A 23,162-nucleotide genomic window follows, 5' to 3' on the forward strand; every position below is an offset into this window, starting at 1 on the left:
AATAAATATTCAGTGATTTTATTTTCTTGGATTGATATCCAAATAAATGATGAGGTGCTTAGATATGATCTATGTAGGGACCAACTACCATCCTCATGATTGGCCAAAGAGTCGTTGGCCAGAGGATATTCGCTTGATGAAGAAAGCCGGATTCAACCTGGTCCGGCTCGGTCATCTCTGCTGGGACAGCTTTGAGCCTTCGGAAGGTTACTATACCTTTGAGTGGTTTGACGAGGTAATGCAATTATTTAATGTCGCGGGGATGAAGGTCGTTCTCGATATTGCGACGCGTCCATCCCCAACATGGCTTCATAAGAAATACCCAGAGATAGACCTTGTGGACCGTAATGGGAATCGGCTGCCTGCGGTTCACCGTTATATGGAAGACGTAGGGAATCCTATGTTTCAGGAGTATGCGTTCCGATTCGCCGAAATCATTACCAAGCGGTACGCCGATCATCCCGCGTTGCATGCATTTGGCTTATGCAATGAGGTTGGCAGCGGTATGCCCAGCTTTTCTAAAGAGGCACGCAGGCGGTATGTTCAATGGCTAAGGCAAAAATATGACAGTATTGAGCAGTTAAATCAGGCATGGGCGGCGCAAAGATGGTCCCGGTGTCTGAACAGCTTCGAAGATGCCGAGTTTCCTGTAGCCGGTGCTCTGAACGGAGCGCCGGAGAGAATGCTGGATATGTGGAGGTTCTTCTCGGACGAGCAACTCTCTTATCTTCATGGTTTAAGCCGTATTGTCAGAACAAACGCACCGAATGCCAAAGAATCGACTAACCACTGGAGTGAACATCCTGGGTATGGTTTCGATTATTTAAAGGAATACGGCAACATATTTGATCTGCCGGGAATAGGGTTTTACCCTGGTGTTAATCCGGAGGACCGCAATGCGCTTTTTGGCGCTTGCTTTGGGATGATTCATCGGATAGGCGAGTTGGACAAGCCGATATGGTGCCTGGAATTCCAGACGGGTTCCTTTGGGGCCTACGGACCTCCGAAGGGTAGTCTCAGGATGTACGCCTATCTGTCTTTACTTTTCCGGGCAGAAGCGGTATGCGCCTGGACGTGGAGATCAATGCTAGGCGGTGAAGAGCAGTATTTGTTTGGTCTGCTCGATCATGACGGACGAACAGGAAGGAAATGGGATGAATATCGTCAATTTGCTCATGAGATGGAGAAGCTGAAGGATGTTGGTCTTCCCTACATGCCGCAGCCAGAAGTGGCTCTTGCTTACTCTTTTGAGTCGTTTAAAGTATCCGAAAACCAGAAAGGGTATTACAAAACAGCATATATCGATCAGATGATGCAAACCTTTTTGGCTATTAACTCGGATAATGTTGACTGCAATATGGTGAATCTTCGCAATATCGAGAAGAATTATAAGCTTCTCATCGTTCCTGGACATTGCTTGATGGACGAAGCCTCTGCCCAGTCAATCAGACAATTCGTGGAGCAGGGAGGGACAGTCGTTATGACGGCTTATTCTGCCAAAGTGGATGAGTACAATCGTGTATTCGACACGTCATTGCCAGGCAGGCTTAGCGATGTATTCGGAATTCGCGCGAATGCTTTTGAACGTCCGGTTTACCATCATTCTGATGCCAATGAAGGTGGACTTCAAAAGAAAAAAATGGACCTTCGACGCGAACATCCAAATATAAGGATTGGAAATCAGGATTTGGATATAACTATTGATTATTATGAAATACTGGAGCCAAATACGGCAGAAATATTGGCCGCCTTTTCTAATTTGGAGAGGGAATTGCCTGCGATTACTGTGAATGCATACGGTAAGGGGAAAGCGGTTTACGTAGCCGTTCCGGCTCAGATTGACCTTATGAAAATACTGTTAAACCAATATTACGTACAGCTTAATATACAGAAAGGACCGGAAACGCCAATTGGCGTGGTTGCAAGGCGGATTGGAGAACATGTAATGTTTGTGAACACGACTTCTCTGGAACAATCCGTATCCCTTTCTCGAGGTGGCAAAGGCTTAACGACAAATCGGATTTACGAAGATAGGTTGCAATTAGCACCGTATGAAGTCGAAGTCTGTCAATTTGATACACTTTGAACGAATCTAAAAAATGCCCTAGTTTCTCCCCAAATCTGCCTGTTTAATATGAAAGCGCTATAATCTATTCTGTTTGTAAGCGCACACAGTGAATCAACATGAACATGATAGCGCTTGAAAATCAAATGAATGAGGGGGAAAGACATGTTTAGAAAAAAGAGTGTTGTTTTGCTCATGATCGCAGTGATCATGATAAGTATTATCGCAGGCTGTTCGTCGAACTCATCGAATAACGAGCCTTCGCCATCTGGATCGAGTAATAATTCTGGTCAGCCGCAAGCGGAGAATGAAATCGTTGATATCGAAGTATGGACTTCAAATACGGGATTCAAGGGCGTGGATAAAGGAAGCCCTTTGTACAATTTATACGTGAAACTGTTAGGAGTAGGTACGATTAGCCCCTATGTCGAATGGAACGGCGGAACGGACTATTTGAATACCTTAAACACGAAGATCGCTGCCGGCGAGATGCCGAATGTGTTTCTGCCTTTCAATGGAAATGAAGCCGATCTTGCAAGGAGCGGCGCGATAACCGATTTGACTGATTTATTGCCTAAGCATGCTCCGAAACTATGGGAACGTATCCCCAAAGAAGTATGGGATATCGTGAAAGCCAACGATCCGACAGGTCAAGGGCGCATCTACTGGGTGCCGGAGATGAAAACTTACGAGAAGACGACAGGGTTGATTCGTAAGGATTGGCTTGAGAAGGTTGGGCTGGAGATGCCAAAAACGCAGGCGGAATACGTCAATGTCCTGAAAGCGTTTAAGGAGAAAGATCCGAATGGCAATAACTTGGCTGATGAGATCCCGACCGGGGGCCGAGAAAATGCCCGTTGGATGGACCATCTCTTTAACCAATATGGTATTGCAATGGTGGAAGGCTTCCCTGACTGGGATGTATACGATGGCGAGTTAACCTTCTCTGCAGTAACGCCGAACATGAAGGATGCCTTGGCGTTTATCTCTACTTTGTACAAAGAAAAATTAATGGACCCAGAAACATTCCTAAACGATAAAGCGGCATGGGATGGCAAAATCGACAATAATACGGTAGGGAATTACTACCACTGGGGTCAAGGTGCTTTTGAACATCTAGAGAAACTTGAGATGGCGGCTGGCGTGAAGGCCGACATTGCAGTACTACCTGTAATTGAAGCACCGGGGTATGAAGGAAAAGGATATATTTCTACGAAACAAGTGGGCTCACCTGCATGGGTCGTTAGCGCGCAACAAGACGAGCAACATCTGATGGCGAGCTTGAAATTCCTGAATGAATATGCCGATGACTCCAAGTGGGTAGACATGTATATGGGAGTCGAGGGAATGCATCATGAGGTAGTTGATGGTAAGAGAGTGAGATTGCCAGAAGACAAGAGCACGCAACAAAATATGCTTGCTCCCTTCTATCAGTTCGGTTCGATGGAATTCCAAGAGAATCTGCTATTGGAGAGCGCAACACCAGAGAACAAGTGGCGATATGAACAGAGCATCACTAACATGAAAGAACTTCAGCAATTTGTGAAAGTAATTGGAGGGGATGGTTTGCCTTCCAGTATTTATGAGAATTATCCTGACATTAGGAATAACACGCTTTGGTTCGAATACGCGACTAAGATTATTATCGGCACGTATCCGATCGAGAAATTCGACGAGTTTGTCGAGAAGTGGAACAAATCCGGTGGAGAGGAAGTGACTAAGAAAGCTAGAGAATGGTATGCCAAAGTGAAGTAATCATCATATAAGCCGTAAGACTGTTGAAGAGGGCAATCTGCATTAAGGGGTTGCCCTTTCATTATAAAGAGAAGGAGTGGAGGGGCTACCAATGAACACAGCATCTTCTTCGAAAGGACTGGTTCACAATGTTCGGCGTCATTGGCCATTGTATGTCATGGCAATTCCGGGCATTGTCTTTTTCATCATTTTTAAGTTCATTCCCATGGGAGGATCCATCATAGCATTCCAAGAGTATTCCGTGTTTAAAGGGATGCTCGAAAGCACTTGGGTCGGTTTCAAGCATTTTGAGATACTGTTTAAGTCGCCCGATTTTTATCGAATATTCACGAATACTTTAATTCTGGGGTTTCTAAAAATCGCTATCGTCTTCCCGGTACCGATCGCGCTGGCTTTGTTTCTCAATGAAGTTAGATTAGCGCTACTGAAAAAAACCATTCAAACGGCGCTCTATATCCCGCATTTTCTGTCATGGGTTATTATCGCGGGTATTGCGTTCGATGTGTTCTCGCTCAGCGGGATGTTCAACACGATTCGAGATTGGTTCGGCATGGAGCCTATCTTGCTTATGCAGCAAGAAGAGTCCTTTCGTTGGATTTATGTTTTAACAGGCATATGGCGGGATGCGGGTTGGGGAACAATCGTCTACCTCGCCGCGATTAGCTCCATCGATGCCCAGGTTTATGAGGCGGCTGTTATCGACGGGGCATCCCGATTCAAACAAATGTTGCATATCACTCTGCCGCTGCTGATTCCAACCATTCTAGTACTCTTCCTGCTCGATCTAGGGAATTTTATGGAACTTGGATTCGACCATGTCTACAACTTGCTAACTCCTATGACATATTCAGTGGGTGATATCATCGACACTTATGTTTTCAGGACAGGCATTCAGGAAGCGCGATACAGTTTTGCCACAGCGGTAGGTCTCTTCCAAGCCATCATAGGCTTTATATTGGTCTTGATATTCAATCGAATATCCAAAAAAGTTTCGGGCGGGGGGTTATGGTAAGATGATATCTCTGTCCTTTGGAGAAAGAGTGCTACAAACCATTATAGTCATTTTACTTTGCGTCGTTGCGGCGATCGCTCTCGTTCCGCTCCTCTCGGTGCTTTCCGTATCGTTCAGCTCCAGGTTGCCGGTTGAACTGAATTCGGTTTCCTTTTGGCCGAAAGGCTTCACTTTGGAATCATGGAAATATGTGCTGGACCGACCGGATCTTTGGAGATCCTTCACAATTACATTAGTTTCGACGGTCATCGGTACCGTATTGAGCTTGCTCATTACAGCTTTGACCGCTTACCCTTTAACGAAGAAAGAATTTAAGCTTGGAAAGTTAGTGATGATTGCTGCCGTCATCACGATGGTCTTTAAGGCACCGCTTATTCCATACTTTCTTACTGTGAAAGAAATCGGGCTTTACAACAATCCATTGGTACTGTTTATTCCACATATCCTGACAGCGTTCAATCTTGTAATTATGAGAACTTTCTTTCAACAATTTCCTGCAGAATTGGAGGAGGCAGCCGTTGTAGAGGGGGCAGGCTACTTTAGAACGTTGTTTAGTCTTGTCCTTCCGTTGTCCAAGGCTGTACTAGCTACACTAGGGCTGTTCTACGCAGTTGTGATTTGGAATCAATTCCAGCATCCATTACTTTTCATCAATGATCCGGATTGGTTCCCGTTGCAGCTCAAGATCAGACAATTCATTACAAGTGACAACGAATTCCCGATCATTGGAGATATATCGCAATTGAACTATAATGCTAGAACATTACGATCTGTTACTATAGCGTTCTCCATCATCCCGATTATCATTATCTATCCGTTCCTGCAAAAGTATTTTGTAAAAGGCGCTATGCTTGGTTCGGTAAAGGGTTAATATTCGCTCCTGCTGACTGCATCGTGTACAATTTAATGGGCCGGCATTAGTTCCACCAAGCGTAGTAATACGATGCAGGAAGCAGGGGATACTACTTGGTAAAGAGATCCATAGGCATAGGTAAGCGAGTAAGAGAATGGAGGCTGCGAAATAAACTGTTAATCAGTTATTTCGTGGCTTCTATTGTTCCGATATTTATCATTAGTGTTACTGTTTATCAGATATCTTCGAAGAGTGTGGAGGAGGCTTCTCAGGAGTTTGCTTCCCTATATATTTCGCAGGCTACGACAAACCTAGAACTTTTTTTGGACCAGCACAACAAATCAACAAGGTCTGTCTTGCTTGAGAGGGACATTATGAAAATCTTGGGTAACGAGACTCCCTTTACAATGGATCAAACTATTGAGAACAAGGAAGTTCTTCAGAGATTCTTCGGGCGATTGTCGGCAGTATATCAGGAAATCGAAACGATCATGCTTGTTGACGTGCGAGGTGAAATTCACCATTACACCAAAGCTGCGGATAAGGTTAACACGACAATCCTGCGGGAGCAATCTTGGTACAGCCATATTCGAGAGTCGAAACAAGCAATGTTTGTTACCGCTGTACATGATAAATCTTATTACAGCATTGACAAGAGCGGGGCTGCGTTCACCGTAGGGCGGGTATTATGGGATTACGACGGTTCCTATGCGGGAATCATTTTACTTGATATGAATCCTGCTAATCTTATACAACTGAGTAAAGATTTTTTGTCAATCGGAAACCGGTACGGCATTCGTCTGATGATTACGGGCGAACATAACCAATTGATCTATCATTCGGATGCGGCGACCGGGAAAATTCCATGGCAACAAGTCATCGGCGCTGCCTACCATCCAGACGGTGATGGAGATAAAAGCGACCGGATTGTTCTTTCGCAAGAAACGGGCGGAGGGGGATATCTGATTAGTACGGAAATTCCTCTGGACAAACTGTTGGCGGGAATCAAAACCATTGAACATGTCACTTCATTGGCAATCGTCGTATGTTTGCTGTTCATTATCATGATTTCAACCATTTTCAGTTACCGCATTACCAGACCGATTCTGGATTTGCGAAGGAGCATGAAGCAAGTGGAGTTGGGAAACTACTCTGTATTAAGTCAGGTCCCATCGTCCAATGATGAAATTAGCGGTTTGATCAAGAGTTACAACAATATGATTCAGAAAAATAAAGAGTTAATCGAAGATGTTTACATCGCAGGGATAAAGCGCAAACAAGCCCAATTTCTTGCCCTTCAAGCTCAGATTAATCCTCATATGTTATACAACACGTTGGAGTCGATACGCATGAAGGCCGTTGTGAAGCGCCAGGACGATATAGCAGAAATGATCAAAAGGTTGGCGAGAATGTTCAAGCATTCGCTAGGCATGCAAATCGATCACAATCGGGTACGCAACGAAGTGGAATATGCTGCTAATTATTTATTCCTCCAAAACATTCGATATGATAACCGATTTACCTTGGAAGTGAATCTGAGCGATCAAGTATTAGACGCACAGATTATTCCGATTTCTTTTCAGCCGATCGTAGAAAATAGCATTAAGCATGGATTTCGAGATTATTCCAAACCATTAATTATTAAAATCGAGGAATCTCGTATCACTCCAAACGATGTTTTGATTCGAATCGTGGATAACGGAAAGGTGTTGACCGACGAGAAAATACGCCAAATCAATGCTAATCTGCATCAAGCTGTTGATGTGGGAGCAAGCGCGTTCGTGGACGCAGATACGCTTGAAGGTATTGGCCTGCGCAATATAGCAGAGCGTCTCAAAATCCAATATGGAGAACATTATTATATAAGAATTGGATCGGAAGAAGGAACGGGTACTTTTGTTGAATTATTGATTCCGCTCCAATAAATGACTAGCGAACAAGGAGGGCGGGGTCTGTGTACACAGTGATGCTGGTTGATGACGAGAAAGGGATCATAGACGGCTTGAAAGTGATTATCCCCCGATATTTACCGGAATGCAAAGTGGTCGGATACGCACATGACGGGATCGATGGTGTTAATATGGTGCGCGAGCTACATCCAGATATAGTGATAACAGATATCCGAATGTTAAGGAAAGACGGTCTGGAAATGGTTCAAACGCTTGTAAGCGAAGGTGTTGATTCCAAATTCATAATCCTAAGCGGTTATTCGGAATTTGAGTACGCTAGGAAAGGCATGCACTTAGGCGTCAAATTTTATTTGAATAAACCCATTGAAGAAGAGGAACTGCAGCATTGCGTTAGAAGTATCATTCGCGAGATCGAGAAAGAAAGGGATAAAGAAAAGACTCCTGAACAAGTAGCTAGTCCAGATATCCGTGTGGAGGAAGACGATACTGTCTTGAAGAAGAAGGATGTGATCGTGGAAATCAAACAGTACATCTTCGAAAATTTTGACAAAAACATTAGTTTAGCAGATTTATCGAATCGTTTCTTTATCAACTTACATTATCTAAGTCAACTGTTTAAAGAGAAGACGGGTCAGACGTATCTGGAGTATTTAACGCAAGTCAGAATCGAGCGCTCGAAGGAGCTACTGGAGAAGACCGAACTAAGGATTTATGAGATATGCCAAATGGTAGGTTATACAGATACGACTCATTTTTCGAAGCTGTTCGAAAAAGCGGTAGGTTGCAAGCCGAGCGAGTACAAAAGAATGAGAATTAGAAAATAACAAACCTGCTCTGTGGAGCAGGTTTGTTTTATCCTACACTCTAGATCACACCCATTATGACGACGAATGTCTTACAAAGCCTTACACACAGATGGATTATTCAATAAGATCTTCGATATTTAGAGTAGTACCATAATAAGTAGCGTACCCATAGCTCTTAGGTAAGCCGTCAACATCGATATCAAACAATAGATTTGTAGGTGACAAATAGGAGCCGCCTGACGCGAAAGTCGCTCTGATATTCATTTCCCCCTGTCTTAGGCCTGTTGCTTGTAAGTTAGCTTCATATCGAGTTACGCCTAAGAAGTTAAGTTTCATCGTTTCAGTCCCATTGTAATAACTTAACCCATCATCACTATAGTTTACGTACTCAATTTTCGATGATGTAGTGTAGTCTGGATTAAGCGTGTTTTTATATGACATTTGTCCAGAATGATTGCCTTTAATTTTCACATCCATATTAAGATTCATATTTGTGCTATCTAGTACGGTTAGGTCTGAAATGCCATAGGGAATATTTTCAGTCGTTGTTTGAGCAGGCACAGGGGCATGCGGTTGATAATCAAGAAGCGTCACTCTTTGAAGACGTTTTGTATTCGTGCCTTTGTACATTTCCTGCCACAATGCGTGCTTACCATCTGGATGCCACGACATCGGAGAGGTGAAAACCCAATCCTCATCCGTATTCAGCGGAACTCCCTTATATCCTGGTTGGTACTTAGAACGATTAATGTCAATTAGAACCGGCCCAATGCTGCCTTCCCTAAACTGACGAACGTTCGAAATGGAGTACGTATAAAGAATTCCATTTAATTGCCCTAGGTTTAGTGCACCGTGAGGTCTAGGAAGTAATCCGAATATAGCAGGATCAGTTTGTTCGGAGAATCTGGTACTCATCACGATACCTAGACGTTCATCTGGGGAGAATATAGTCGTTTCGTCGTAGCCTGGGGTATACGTAATTTGCGTCAAGTTACCAGAATCTAGGTGTTGGACAATGGAATCCGTTGTACTTCTTCCAAGTGCGCCTACAAGTGATATTGCGTTTCCTCCCTTTACAAACTGTTTTACTTCTCCTCCTCGTATCGTATTCGGAATAACAAAGCCTGGGTTATTCGGATCATTCCTAAAGGCTTCTACCGTACTAATAATCTGAGGGTTATTTACTACATATTTATCTGTATCACGTACCAGAGAACCGAACAGAACTGCAGATCCAGTCGCACGGAGTGTCGTCCAACTAATATGCGTATTGTCAGGTGCAACAATGACTTCAGACCACGTTTTGACTGTCATTGGGTTATTTTCGATGATGGATGGGTATTCGATAGGAATTAATTGCGTGCTAGAGCAATTGTCTAAACTCTGTGCACACTCCAGAACATAATCCCCAATTAATACGCGCGTGTTATCACGAAACGGAATATATCGGAGTCCGCCTGACTTCGGTCCTACGGGGATCAATCCGGAGAAAATGGTCTGGAAATTCGTTCCGTCATGATTAAGAGTAGCGATGTTTGTATAGTCAGGTACAGTGAGATCAGCCGCCGTCTTGTATGCAATTATAATTTTTCCTGAGAAAGTGTAATAAGCTTCCCGGAGGATTACATGACTAGGTAATGGAATAGTATTTATTTCAATATCTCCGATCCCATCTGAATGGGGGAGGAATAGGCTGTTTGTTGATTCGCTGGTGGCTGATGCACTTGTGGCCAGTGATAAAATAAGAAATATCATTAGCATGACAGTGAATAATTTTTTCTTCATCATATTCGCCTCCGATTGTTAATAGCTCTTACCTAAGAGTAGACCAGTCGAGTGAGTATAATCCAGTTTGCCCCCCTTTCGCTGCGTATTAGGATAGAAAAATCTTTATGTCCAGTTATGAATCCGCTTTCACAAGCATACGTGTCACTCTTTAATCGTTCAATGGGTCAATTTTAAGCGTTTACATGTCATTTTTTAGGTATTTTAACTGGTAATTAATCTCGAAACAAAGGAAGTCGTCAAAACGGTATTCAAAATGTCGTGAGAGTGTTAGTGCCCTAACGAATTTATCTTTATTATTGGAGGTATCAAGGAATAAAGGGGAGTTTTTCATGATTAGAGAAAACCTCAACCGTTCTTGGGAGTTCGTAAACGGGAAACCGTCCTCGATTCCAGGATTCGGAACCAATCAATCTAAAACGGTTAACTTGCCGCATGACTTCATCATCGAGACTGAAACATCTCCGGAGGTACCTGGTGGTTCGTTAACGGGCTATTACGGAGGAGGCGTTGGCACGTACACCAAGTTGCTGGACATTCCCGAAGATTATGATGGTAAGCGGGTTCTTGTGGAATTCGACGGCTCTTACATGAACACAACCGTCACCTTGAACGGACATACTGTCACAAAGCAGCACTACGGCTATTCGCCGTTCCACGCGGATCTTACGCAATATATGAAGCTGGGGAAAACGAATCGTCTGGCGGTTACCGTCAACAACGGAGCGCAGCCGAACGCAAGATGGTATACCGGGGCAGGTCTTTACCGCCATGTAGATCTTCTGTGCGCGCCGAAGATCCACATTGCGCCGTGGGGTATTTATGCCCATACTTCACATATTGTAAACGGCACCGCGTTTGTTACTGTAGAGACGACCGTCGAGAACCATACGGCCAATAACGTAAACGTATGGGTGGATCTTAAGATCGAGAAGGAGAATGGTGGTCAAGTAGGAGGCACAGGCAAAATCAAAGTTCACATTCCCGCAGGCGAGAAGGGAATCGGCCGTGTGCTGGTCGCGGTGGAGAACGCCGATCTGTGGGATATTGATTCGCCGAACTTGTACCGCATAACAGCTCAATTATCCGATCGCGAGTCAGTGCTTGATCAAGACAACACGCTTTTCGGAATCCGAACGATTTCCGTCGACGTTAAGAATGGTTTCATGTTGAACGGGCGCACGATTAAACTAAAGGGCGGCTGCGTGCATCACGACAACGGCATCCTTGGCGCAGCGTCGTTCTATGACAGCGAATACCGCAAGATGAAGGTCCATAAGGACAACGGATATAATGCGATTCGTTTCGCCCACAATCCGATGGCGAGAGATATGCTGGAAGCATGCGACCGATTAGGCTTGCTCGTCATTAATGAAGCGTTCGATGTCTGGGTCATGGAGAAGAACACGCATGATTACAGCCAATACTTTGAGACCGATTGGAAAGCGGATATGGAAGCCTTCATTCTGCGAGACCGCAATCACCCTTGTGTCATTATGTGGTCGACCGGCAACGAGGTTCCAGAGCGCGGGGGCATGTCGGATGGCGCTGTATGGGCAACGAAGCTAGCGGCTTACGTGCGTGAGCTTGACCCGACACGTCCGATTATCAATTCGCTATGCTCTTTCTTTAACGGACTTGACGATGAAGATCAAGCTAATTTTTTCGAAGGGCTAAGACAACAGACGATGAAAGTCGGGGGAGTGCAAAATCTGGATTCGGAATTCGGCAGAAGCGTGTGGCCCGATTATACCGAAGCCTTCTGCGCCCCATTGGATGTCGTTGGATATAACTATTTGAATTATCATTTTGAAGATGCAATCACAAGATTTCCGAACCGGGTCATCTGCAGCACCGAAAGCAAGCCGATGGAGATGGATATTTACTGGCAAGATGTTGAGCGCTTCTCTCACGTCATCGGCGATTTCAATTGGACGAGCCACGACTATCTTGGCGAAGCTGGGATCGGCAAACAATTGTACGTGAATCCGGATGAGGTTGCACAGGCCGCTATGCGGGTTCATATGTCTCCTTATCCGTGGCGTACTGCCTACGACGCCGATTTCGACCTTTGCGGTTTCGAGCGACCGCAGCTTGCTTATCGCAGAATCGTATGGGGTTCGAGCGAGACTTTTATCGCTTCGCATAACCCGGCTAACCACGGTAAGATTGAACTTCTAGGCAGGTGGGGATGGCCGGATTGCGAGAACGCGTGGAGCTGGGTCGGCTACGAAGGAAAATCGGCGAAGGTTGACGTCTACTCGTCAGCCGAGGAAGTGGAATTGAGTCTGAACGGCAAGAGTCTCGGAAGAAAACCAGCTGGTCGAGACAATAGGTATACGGCTCAGTTCGAGCTTGCTTTCGAGCCGGGAATCTTGGAAGCCGTAAGTTATATAGGCGGCGAGAAAGTCTCGTCTGACCTGCTGAAATCCGCTGGTAAGCCTGCTGGCATCAGAATTAGCCCTGATAAGACGGAGCTCGCAGCAGACGGGAAGTCGCTAGTTCATGCAATCGTGGAGATTGTCGATGTAGAAGGCAACCTCGTTCCGACAGCCGAATTCAAGGCAACTGCGGGCGTGGAAGGAGTGGCTACGCTTGCTGCGTTCGGCACTGGTAAACCGCAGACGACCGAGAATTATACTAAAGGCGAGTTTACGTCCTATAAGGGCAGCTTGCTTGCGATTGTCCGTGCGGGTTACGAAGCAGGTACAGCCGTACTGACGATCAGTATGGACGGACTTAATGCTGTCTCTGTAGAGATTCCAGTACAAAGCATTTAATAAGCAGCTGAGACAGCCGCCAAACGATATGATCATCAGGACGGCCATCTTGCTTACAGAGAGGAAGATTGCAATGAAAATTATTCGACTTAAAACAAACCGTATGACGAACCCGTTAGGCTTCACGCTCGACAAGACGCGGTTCTCCTATGTTGTTACGGAGACAGAGGCCAAGAATCAAACCGCCGCGCGGTACGAAGTATCCTTGGATGAAGCATTCTCTAACGTCATTTATGATAGCGGCAAACGCGACGATATTGATAGTCTCGCGTTCGAGCTCCCGACCGAATTGCAGCCAAGAACACGCTACTACTGGCATGTTGAGGTTTGGGCAGACAATGGTGACCATGCCGTCAGTGAAACCGCCTGGTTCGAGACGGCCAAACTAGACGAACCCTGGAACGGATTATGGATCGTCCCCGATCTGGATAAGGATGTGCATCCGGTGCTCGGACGTACATTCGAGTTAACCGGAGAGGTGGCTTCCGCTCGTGCCTATGTCTGCGGGCTTGGTCTTTACGAAATGCAAGTTAATGGGGTGAAAGCCGGCGATGAGTATTTTGCTCCTCACTTTAATGCTTATCAAAAATGGCTGCAATATCAAACCTATGATGTGACCGAAATGCTGTTCAATGGTGAGAATCAGGTGTCGATAAGTCTTGGAAATGGGCTGTATAAGGGAAGGTTTGGTTTTGATGGTCATGCGGCTGAATTATACGGTTCAGAATTTGCTCTGTTATGTGATATCGTAGTAACCTACATCGATGGCTCAACGGTTGTCATTTCTTCGGATCGTTCCTGGACGGCAACGAAGAGTAAAGTAATGAGCGGCAATCTGTATGACGGGGAAGTGTACGACGCGACCTTCGAGTCCTCAGAATCCTTCGCAGTACGGGAAGGGAATCTGGGATATGAGCGGCTGAAAGCGCGTCTTAGCTTACCGGTCGTTGTTAAACAAGAGATTACGCCAATCGAGGTCATTCATACCCCGGCAGGAGAGACCGTGCTTGATATGGGGCAGAACATGGTCGGCTGGCTTCGTTTCCGAACCTATGCACCTAATGGCACCGTTATTCGGCTGCAGCATGGCGAAGTGCTGCAAGACGGCAACTTCTATCGGGAGAACTTGCGAACGGCCAAAGCGGAATATATATATAAAGCTGACGGACAAGAAGCAGTTGTACGCCCCTACTTCACGTTCTACGGGTTCAGATACGTTAAAGTCGAAGGTTGGCCGGGTGAGCTGAGCATCGAAGATTTCACCGGCTGCGTCATCTATTCGGATCTCGAGGAGATCGGGACGATCGAAACGAGCGACCCGAATGTGAATCGACTGTTCCAGAATGCGTTATGGGGTCAAAGAGGTAATTTCCTTGATCTTCCTACAGATTGCAATCAGCGAGATGAGAAGATGGGATGGACAGGGGATGCGCAAGTATTCTCCGGAACGGCATGCTTCAATATGGATTCCTATGGTTTCTACAGGAAATATGGGTATGATATGGGCAAGGAGCAGGAAGACCGCGGCGGATGGGTTCCGAGTGTCGTTCCTGCCGTTAATGTAAAAACAGGCGGTTCCAGCGCATGGGCTGACGCGGCTACCATAATTCCTTGGAACGTGTATCTCCACTACGGGGACAAAGCCATCCTGGAACAGCAATTCGATAGCATGAAGGGCTGGGTCGATTATATTATCCGGTCCGATGAGCAAGCAGGAAGCAGGAGATTGTGGACGACTGGATTCCACTTCGGCGATTGGCTAGCCCTTGATGGAAGCGATCCGGGCTCTTCGATGGGTGGTACCGATATCGACTTTATCGCTTCCGCCTACTACCGGCATTCTTCGCAGTTGGTGGCGAAGGCGGCGCGAATTCTTGGAAAATCCGAGCTTGCGGAGTATTACGGACGAATTTCTGATGAAGTGAAGGCAGCGATCGAAGACGAATTTTTCTCGAAGAACGGTCGATTGACGATTAATACGCAAACCGCATTTACCATCGCGTTACACATGGACCTCGTCCCGGATGCTTTCCGAGCAAGGATCGTTGAAGGTTTGCGCAATCGGCTTCATTTGGATAGGAAGCATCTTAAGACCGGCTTTGTCGGCACGCCTTACCTAAGCCGCGTCTTATCAGAGAATGGATTCAGCGACCTTGCTTACACGCTGCTGCTTAACGATGATTATCCAAGTTGGCTTTATGCCGTGAAGCTGGGAGCCACTACGATCTGGGAACGTTGGAATTCGATCCTGCCAGACGGTAAAATCAATCCTATGGGCATGAACTCGCTCAATCATTATGCGTACGGTTCGATTGCAGAATGGATGTACCGTTCTATTGCCGGCATCAATCCGACGGAAGATGCGCCAGGCTTCCGCCGTGTCTTATTGTCGCCTCAACCCGATCTGAGGCTGAAGTGGGCCAAAGCCCAAATCCAATCTGCCGTAGGACTTTATGAGAGTGAATGGAGCATCAGCGGTGAAGGTCATCTTTCCTATCGATTCGTCATTCCGTTTGGCGCCACGGCCTCAGTCAAGCTTCCTGATTCGGACATCACGACGATGATTATTAACGGTCAAGAAATTGGGGAGAGCGGAATTGAGGGCATGCAAGAAGGAGACAAGTCCCTCTTGGAATTGACCAGTGGAGTCTATGAAATCAAATATGTTCCAACTAAAGAATATATGAAGCGTTTCAGCTCAAAGACACCTTTGGCTGAGCTTATGCGCAACGAGGCGGTTCTTCGGAACGAATCGTTGATGGATCTGATGAAGAAGGTTCTCCCACGCCGTATGGAGCATAATCCGGATGAGTTCCTCACGGCCATAGGAGATGCATCGCTCCGTAGTTTGTCGGGGCACTTCCAAATGGATACAGGGGTTCTCGATCAGTTGGATGAGCGATTGAATGCTTTACCGTTGAATGAGGTTAATAATATTGAAAAATAAGATGGAAATTGGTCGTGAAAGCGTTATCTAAAAAGTCGTCAAAGTGTTAGTTGAGGTTTCAAGCCAAAAGCTATACTAAGAGAGCAAACCAAGATAACCAAATACACGGGGGGGAAGAAAATGAATCGGAAATTCAAAGCATTCAAGATTTTGCTAGTCACGGCTCTCTTGACGGTTATACTAGCTGCTTGTTCGTCTAACAATGGCAATAATGAAAGCAACAGCAGCAATGCAGGCAACGGGGGCAATCCGACAAACGATGCGGGACAAACAACAGAAGGTTCGAATGAGGCCATCAAAGATCCATACGATCTCACACTTGCGCTTCCTATATTCGGGGCTGTTCCAGCAGATATTGCGGAGGTTCAAGCGGAAGTCAACAAAATTACGCAAGCGGAAATCAACACAACGGTTACACTGCTTCCGATCAGCATCGGTGCTTGGGGTCAGCAGCTTAATCTCATGAACTCTGGCGGAGAAAAGTTGGATTTATACTTTACTTTTGGGCAAGGTTATTCTTATGCAGTGGCACAAGGGACAGTCAAGGAACTTGACGAGCTGCTTGCGAAATACGGGCAGGGAATTGTTGAGGCTGTTGGTGAAGACAATATGAAGGCTGCCGTAATTAATGGAAAAATATATAGCGTGCCTGTCACCGGTGTTTATGCGTCGGTACCTGGGATCGCGATGAGAAAAGACCTAATCGAGAAGTACAATATTGATATTACTTCCATCAAGTCTTTGCAAGACCTGGACAGCATCTTCCAGACGATCAAGGACAACGAGCCGAACATAGCGCCGCTCGCGAGCGGTCTATCTTCGCCGCTGGAATTCTACCGTTCATTCGACCGCCTTGGAGACCGCTATGGCGTACTGCCGGGATATGATAATGGATTTAAGATCGAGAACTATTATGAGTCTGCGGAGTATGCAGATCTGTTGAATATGGCACATAAATGGTATAAAGCCGGCTATATCAACAAGGATGCTGCTACAACTCAGACAAATCCCGTCGATCTAGTTAAAGCTGGAAAGGCTTTCTCTTATATGATTAAGAGCGAGCCGGGAACAGAAGCAGGAAATAGCCGACAAGCAGGGACAGAAGTGGTTGTAGTCAACTTGATGCCTAATGCCTACTCGACGACCAGTGACCTCCTTACTGGATTGTATTCGATCGCCCAGCATTCAGAGAATCCTGAACGTGCGATGATGATGCTCAATCTAATGTATACGAACAGCAAACTCGCTAACCTGTTGGTGTGGGGAATCGAGGGCAAGCACTACGTTAAGACATCGGAAACACAGATTGAGTATCCAGAAGGCATTAATCCGTCAAACGTAGGGTATAACATGCAAGCTTGGCTCCTTGGCAACCCGCTCATTACCTATGTTAATAGTTCACAAGCAGCGGATCATTGGGAACAAGTGAAGGAATTTAATGCGAATGCTGTTAAATCGAAAGCGCTTGGATTTGCTTTCAACCAGGACCCTGTCAAGAACGAAATAACGGCTTTGAATAACGTCGTTGAACAATATCGTAAAGTGCTTGAGTCGGGGACTGTTGATCCTGCCGATAAGCTCAAAGAGTTCAACGATAAGTTGAAGGCTGCAGGACTTGATAAAGTCATGACCGAGAAGCAGAAGCAACTGGATGAATGGGTAACTGCTAATCAATAATGAACGAAAAGCGCCGGATCTCTAGTAGCAGAGATCCGGTTTTTTTTATTTATATGAATACCGTAAAAGAAACTTCAAACCGTCCCTAAAGTCGTGAAACCGTCATTGAAGAAGTCGGCATACCGTTAGTTGCACCAATACCAATCCCTTATGATTAGGTTAATGAAGACATCATTAGACATAAGAAAGAAGGGACTAAAAGATGGAACAAGCCGCAGCAGCGGCGGCCGTGCAAGCGGAGCCGAACAAGAAGAAAAAGAAGACCATTCACAAAAAACATTTGCCATTGTTAATTATGATGATCCCAGGTCTTCTCTATTTGCTCTTCAATAACTTTCTCCCCATGCTGGGAATCGTCATCGCCTTCAAGGATATCAACTTCGCCAAAGGTATCCTTCAGAGCGATTGGGTAGGTTTTGACAACTTTGAATATCTGTTCAAAACGTCGGATGCGTACATCATTACGCGCAACACGATTCTCTACAATCTCGTATTCATCATTCTAGGGACCGTTTTGGCCCTTGGCTGTGCGATCTTGTTGAATGAGATCAAGAATAAAGTGCTGCTTAAGACATACCAGAGTCTTATTACATTGCCGCATCTCATCTCCATGGTCATCGTCAGCTACCTTGTGTACGCGATGCTAAGCGGAGAGGTAGGCTTTATCAATCGAACAGTGCTTCCATGGCTGGGTATTGAAGAAGGCATCTCTTGGTACAGTGAGGCGAAGTACTGGCCCGTCATATTGACTTTAGTCCATTTCTGGAAGGGTGTCGGTTATTCCAGCATTGTCTTCTTCGCGGCGCTGCTGGGCATCGACGAAGAATACTACGAAGCGGCAAGACTGGACGGTGCGAGCCGTTGGAAGCAGATTACCCACATCACTCTGCCGTCGATAATGCCGATCATCATCTTGATGTCGCTACTTAGCGTAGGGCGGATCTTCTACTCGGATTTCGGTTTGTTTTACCAGGTGCCGATGAACGCCGGAGCATTGTTCGAGACGACGGCGACGATCGATACGTACGTGTTCAGAGGGCTCTCTGGCGGGGGCGACATGGGAATGTCTACCGCGGCGGGTGTTTATCAGTCCATCGTCGGATTTATTCTCGTCGTGCTGGCGAACTATTCGGTGCGTCGTTACAGCAAAGACAACGCATTATTCTAAGGAGGCGTCATGTTGAAAACGGAAAGCAAATCCATAACCTTAATAAGTCATATCGTTATTTTCCTGTTCGCAGCAATTTGTATTATACCGCTCATTCTGCTGATTTCAGCTTCCTTCACGGATCAGAACGCGATCGTGGCGCACGGTTATTCGTTCTTCCCGCAAGTGTTCAGCACGGCGGCATACGATTATTTATTTGCAAGAGGCGCGGATATCGTAAGGGCGTACGGCGTCTCGGTATTCGTAACGGTGTTCGGAACAGCCGTCGGGGTAGCGATCACAACACTCATTGCCTATCCGCTCTCGAGAAAAGAGACACCGTATCGGAACTTGATTATGTTTCTTGTATTCTTCACCATGCTGTTCAACGGCGGGCTTGTGCCTACGTACCTCGTGTACACGCAGCTCTTTGAGATTAAGAACACAATCTGGGCGCTGATTGTTCCTGGATTGCTGACAAACGGATATTACATGATGATGATGCGGACTTTCTTCCAAACGACAGTACCATCGCCCTTGATTGAGTCCGCGCAGTTGGATGGCGCAAGCGAGTACCGAATCCTTTGGTCGGTGGTGCTTCCGCTCTCGACACCCGTTGTGGCGACGATGGGAATGTTCACGTCCATCATGTACTGGAATGATTGGCAGAACGGCATGGTCTATATTACAAAACCTGAATTTTTCAGCATTCAGAATTTGCTGAACCGCATTATGCAGGACATCCAGTTTATTACAACTAACATGCAGGCGGGCCAAGGCGAAGCGATGGCGATCATGCCGACCGATTCGGTCAAGATGGCAATGGCGGTCATGGGGGCGCTGCCGATTCTAATCGCGTACCCGTTCTTCCAAAAGTATTTTATTAAGGGGATCATGGTCGGCGCAGTAAAGGGTTAATTAATATTAGCGTAGCTACGCCACAACTTTCATCTCGAGGTTGTGGCGTTTTGACCTTATTTGCTTGTATGATGGAACGGTAAATCCATTCAAAGGAGCAGATGCATTGAATATTCGTAGTTGGGGACAAAGGCGAGGTTCCTTGAGGCGGAAGCTGATCTTAAGTGTGCTGCTCATGACGATTCCGCTAGTTGGAATGCTCTTGTACAATAATTTTTATGCCATTCATGTTGTTCGCGGTCAAGTCGCCGATTCGTATAATAAGATGCTGACGCTCTATATGAACCAGATCGACACCGGTTTGAACGATGCCGATGCTTATATGAATACGATCGGCGGCAGCTCAAGCTCCGACTTGGTGTCGCTTGGCCAGGCGAAGACGGATACGGAATACTTCAGCGCGAAGGTCTATTTGTATAATAAGTTGACCAAGGAGATCGTGCTTTACGATTCGATTAATTCTTATTTCGTATACCAGGCTGATCGTCAGGATTTTATGGTTGTATCGCAAGGAAATATTCCTTATGAAGAAATTGATCGAGTCGAGAGTCATGTCGTAGCGTTGATGCAAGAGGGACGAATTGCTAAAGGAACGTCTGTGAAGAGATGGCAGCACCATCATATCGGACAAGATGACTATCTAATCGACATTATTCAGTCGGGCAATGTTTTTATGGGTGCTTTGGTGAGAACTGATCGGTTGTTAAAACCTCTCAATTCCCTTCAGATCGGCGTTGGGGGCTCCGTCCTGCTCGCAAGTTCGATAGGCGATCCCATTACGGGAATGGATAAGAATACATTTCAAGGAATCGAACTGCAACAGCAGAAGAAAGACTATTACCTATCCGGCTCCAAGGAAAAGTATCTGGTGGTAGGTGCTCCTTCCATGCGGGGTGATTTTAGTTTGATTGCGCTCATTCCTGATCAGCATATATTGGCTAAGCTTCCGTATCTTCAGTGGATTATATGGCTGATTACGGCTGTCACTTTGCTATTTGTTCCAATCGGTTTATACGCTATGAGACAGTCTATCTTGGTGCCATTAACCCGGATATTGCTGGCCATGAAGAAAGTCAGAAGCGGTGATTGGAGCAAACGCGTGGACTTGCATCAGACTTCGGAAGAATTCAGGCTGTTAGGTGAATCGTTTAATGCAATGATGACGGAAGTTGAGATGCTTCGCGTTAACGTTTACGAAGAGCAGCTTAACAAGCAGAGGGAAGAGCTGCAGAGGCTTCAACTTCAAGTGAACCCGCATTTCTTCTTAAACGCGCTTAATATCGTTTATAACCTTGCTAAAGTTAAAAATTTCGAACTGATTATGCAAATGACGATGGCTCTGATTCAATATTTCCGTTTTCTGTTCCGCAGCAACACGTCCTTCGTGAAACTTAAAGATGAGCTTGAACATACACGAAATTATTTGAGCATTCAGATGTTGCGATTCCCTGGGCAATTAACATGGCAAGTCGATTCCCCTGACTATTTATCGGATGTGCCGGTGCCACCGCTTTCCATACAGTCATTCGTCGAGAATTCGATCAAATATGCGGTTACAATGGAAAAAACCATTCACATAGCTGTTCGCATCCGATTTGCTGACGAAGAAAGCGGTTCTCATATCATCATTCGAATCGAGGATTCGGGTAAAGGATTCGCCGACGACATCCTAATTGAACTGCAGGCTGGACGAAGTGTTCAGAATGAGCTGGGCGAACATACGGGGATATGGAATGTGCAAAGGCGTCTAAGGCTGTTATACGGTGAACAGATGACCATTCGCTTCTTTAACCATGGAGAAACAGGAGGCGCGGTAGTGGAATTAATCCTTCCTACTCGCGCGGAGATGGAGGAAACGACATGACCTATCAGATGCTGCTGGTTGACGACGAAGTTCATGCCATCGAAGGTGTGAAAGCCGATCTGGATCTTGCGAAGTTAGATATCACAAATTTGTTTACGGCATACAGCATGCGGCAAGCCATGGACATTTTCGAGAAGGAAGTCATAGATATCATGCTTTGCGATATTGAAATGCCGCAAGGCAGCGGGATGGAACTGGTTGCCTGGGTGAGAGAACATTATCCGGATACGGTAACAATCTTCCTGACAAGTCATGCCGACTTTAAGTATGCCAAGGAAGCGCTGAAATTAGGAAGTCTCGATTATCTGCTCAAGCCTGTTCTTGCGGATGACTTGGAACTTGCAATTCGGGAAGCGCAAAGCGTCATTGACCTTAAAACCGAAACAACCCGGCATACCCACTCCCATCAATTGTGGACGAAGCATCATGCCTATATCATTGAGCGTTTCTGGCTCGATCTGATCAACCAGTCGACGCCAAGCCATGCTGACGCGGTTCGGGAGCAGGTGGAGCGGCATCATATCCCGATTACGGAAGGATCTGTCTTTGTTCCGATTCTAATCGCGGTTCAACGTTGGAACAAACCTTTAAATCGCAGGGATGAGAAGATACTCGAATACGCCCTCAAAAACTCCGCCGATGAAATCATCAAAGGCAGCCATTCCAATGGAATATGCTTCCCTCTCGAACGGGGGATGCTGCTTGTTGTCTTGGCTGTCGGTGGAGATCCCGAAGAGGATACCACTTCATTCGTCGATGCATGCAGTAACTACATTGAATCTTGCCATCAATATTTTTACTGCGATTTATCTTGTTATGTGGGTGGAGGAGTTCAAGCGCATGAAATGGCCGAAATGGTGATGCGTTTAAGACAACGCAATACCAACAACGTAGCATTCGTTAATCAGGTATTTGCCGACCCCTATTCATGGCAGACGATTCAACCTGTCAATTTGCCAGCGCTAAGTAACATCGCTTCCTTGTTAAAGACGGGAACACAGGAAGCCGTCCTGCGCGAAGTCGATAAGGTTCTTGGCGATCTCGTTCGCAACCAGGAGATGGATGCTGAAGTTCTTCATCAATTTCATCAAGATTTTATGCAAGTGCTTTACTCGTTCCTGAACTTTAAAGGGGTTCAAGCGCATCAATTGTTTGGTGACGTAATATCAAGACGGTTATCCGAAAAAGCAGGGCGGTCCGTAACCGACATGATGGGTTGGGTTCATCATGTCGTGAGCAAGGCCATGAAACAAGCGGATGTGGTTAACGAGACCGATACCGTCATCGAAACCGTTAAACGCTATATTGCGCATAACATGGATCAAGACATTTCGCGGGAGCAGGTGGCAGAACAGGTTTTCCTAAATCCCGACTACCTGTCAAGAATATTCAAGAAGGAAACGGGATCTTCTATTTCGGACTATATTCTTCTGGAACGAATTAAGCATGCGAAGTCGTTATTATCCGAGACGAACATTCCGATCAGTTCGATCGCTTCCGCGATCGGGTATACGAACTTCTCTCATTTCGCTAAAATATTCAAAAAATATGTTGGAATCGGACCAACGGAGTACCGAAGCCAACACGGGAATACAAAATAAAAAAGTCGTTAAAGTTCCATCAATATAGTCGTCAAAGCGTTA

At 45.9% G+C, this 23,162-nt stretch carries 13 protein-coding genes and 1 pseudogene; 13 read left to right on the forward strand and 1 reads right to left on the reverse strand.

Annotated elements, in window-relative coordinates:
* Window positions 1–64: 64 nt before the first annotated feature.
* From V8F51_RS18500 to V8F51_RS18525, 6 genes and pseudogenes are all read left to right on the forward strand, one after another.
* Window positions 65–1,873, forward strand: a pseudogene (locus tag V8F51_RS18500) (beta-galactosidase); the annotation flags it as partial.
* 357 nt (window positions 1,874–2,230) lie between these two features.
* Window positions 2,231–3,820, forward strand: coding sequence for an ABC transporter substrate-binding protein (locus tag V8F51_RS18505; RefSeq protein ID WP_337101845.1), 1,590 nt, complete (start codon window positions 2,231–2,233; stop codon window positions 3,818–3,820).
* Window positions 3,821–3,911: 91 nt separating this feature from the next.
* Window positions 3,912–4,832, forward strand: a complete 921-nt coding sequence (locus V8F51_RS18510) for an ABC transporter permease (protein ID WP_337101846.1) — start codon at window positions 3,912–3,914, stop codon at window positions 4,830–4,832.
* A 28-nt stretch (window positions 4,833–4,860) separates the two neighbouring features.
* A complete protein-coding gene (locus V8F51_RS18515; RefSeq protein ID WP_337101847.1) occupies window positions 4,861–5,703 on the forward strand; it encodes a carbohydrate ABC transporter permease in 843 nt (280 codons plus the stop codon).
* A 173-nt stretch (window positions 5,704–5,876) separates the two neighbouring features.
* The gene (locus V8F51_RS18520; protein ID WP_337101848.1) at window positions 5,877–7,610 is read left to right on the forward strand and encodes a sensor histidine kinase; all 1,734 of its coding nucleotides are present in this window, start codon (window positions 5,877–5,879) and stop codon (window positions 7,608–7,610) included.
* Between the two features lie 29 nt (window positions 7,611–7,639).
* Window positions 7,640–8,419, forward strand: a complete 780-nt coding sequence (locus V8F51_RS18525; protein ID WP_337101849.1) for a response regulator transcription factor — start codon at window positions 7,640–7,642, stop codon at window positions 8,417–8,419.
* 96 nt (window positions 8,420–8,515) lie between these two features.
* Here the strand turns inward: V8F51_RS18525 and V8F51_RS18530 are convergent, their stop codons facing one another.
* Entirely contained in the window at window positions 8,516–10,186 is a 1,671-nt protein-coding gene (locus V8F51_RS18530) for a hypothetical protein (RefSeq protein WP_337101850.1), read from the reverse strand.
* A gap of 332 nt (window positions 10,187–10,518) precedes the next feature.
* Between V8F51_RS18530 and V8F51_RS18535 the strand changes: the two genes are divergently transcribed.
* The 7 genes from V8F51_RS18535 (at window position 10,519) to V8F51_RS18565 (ending at window position 23,120) form a co-directional block, all read left to right on the forward strand.
* Window positions 10,519–12,966: a glycoside hydrolase family 2 TIM barrel-domain containing protein gene (locus tag V8F51_RS18535; protein ID WP_337101851.1), complete on the forward strand. Its 2,448-nt coding sequence runs from the start codon at window positions 10,519–10,521 to the stop codon at window positions 12,964–12,966.
* Between the two features lie 73 nt (window positions 12,967–13,039).
* Entirely contained in the window at window positions 13,040–15,913 is a 2,874-nt protein-coding gene (locus tag V8F51_RS18540) for a family 78 glycoside hydrolase catalytic domain (RefSeq protein WP_442956454.1), read from the forward strand.
* Window positions 15,914–16,033: 120 nt separating this feature from the next.
* Complete coding sequence (locus V8F51_RS18545; protein ID WP_337101853.1) at window positions 16,034–17,590, forward strand: ABC transporter substrate-binding protein; 1,557 nt, start codon at window positions 16,034–16,036, stop codon at window positions 17,588–17,590.
* A gap of 202 nt (window positions 17,591–17,792) precedes the next feature.
* A complete protein-coding gene (locus tag V8F51_RS18550) occupies window positions 17,793–18,758 on the forward strand; it encodes an ABC transporter permease (protein WP_337101854.1) in 966 nt (321 codons plus the stop codon).
* A 12-nt stretch (window positions 18,759–18,770) separates the two neighbouring features.
* On the forward strand, window positions 18,771–19,655 hold the full coding sequence (locus V8F51_RS18555; RefSeq protein ID WP_442956455.1) for a carbohydrate ABC transporter permease: 885 nt from the start codon (window positions 18,771–18,773) through the stop codon (window positions 19,653–19,655).
* Window positions 19,656–19,761: 106 nt separating this feature from the next.
* Window positions 19,762–21,519 carry a sensor histidine kinase gene (locus tag V8F51_RS18560; protein ID WP_337101856.1) on the forward strand — a complete coding sequence of 586 codons (1,758 nt, stop codon included), beginning with the start codon at window positions 19,762–19,764 and terminating at the stop codon, window positions 21,517–21,519.
* Window positions 21,516–23,120 carry a response regulator transcription factor gene (locus V8F51_RS18565; RefSeq protein WP_337101857.1) on the forward strand — a complete coding sequence of 535 codons (1,605 nt, stop codon included), beginning with the start codon at window positions 21,516–21,518 and terminating at the stop codon, window positions 23,118–23,120. The genes V8F51_RS18560 and V8F51_RS18565 overlap by 4 nt, the downstream gene beginning before the upstream one ends.
* Window positions 23,121–23,162: the final 42 nt, after the last annotated feature.

It is taken from the genome of Paenibacillus sp. YIM B09110 (assembly GCF_037167145.1).
Taxonomy (GTDB): Bacteria; Bacillota; Bacilli; order Paenibacillales; family Paenibacillaceae; genus Pristimantibacillus.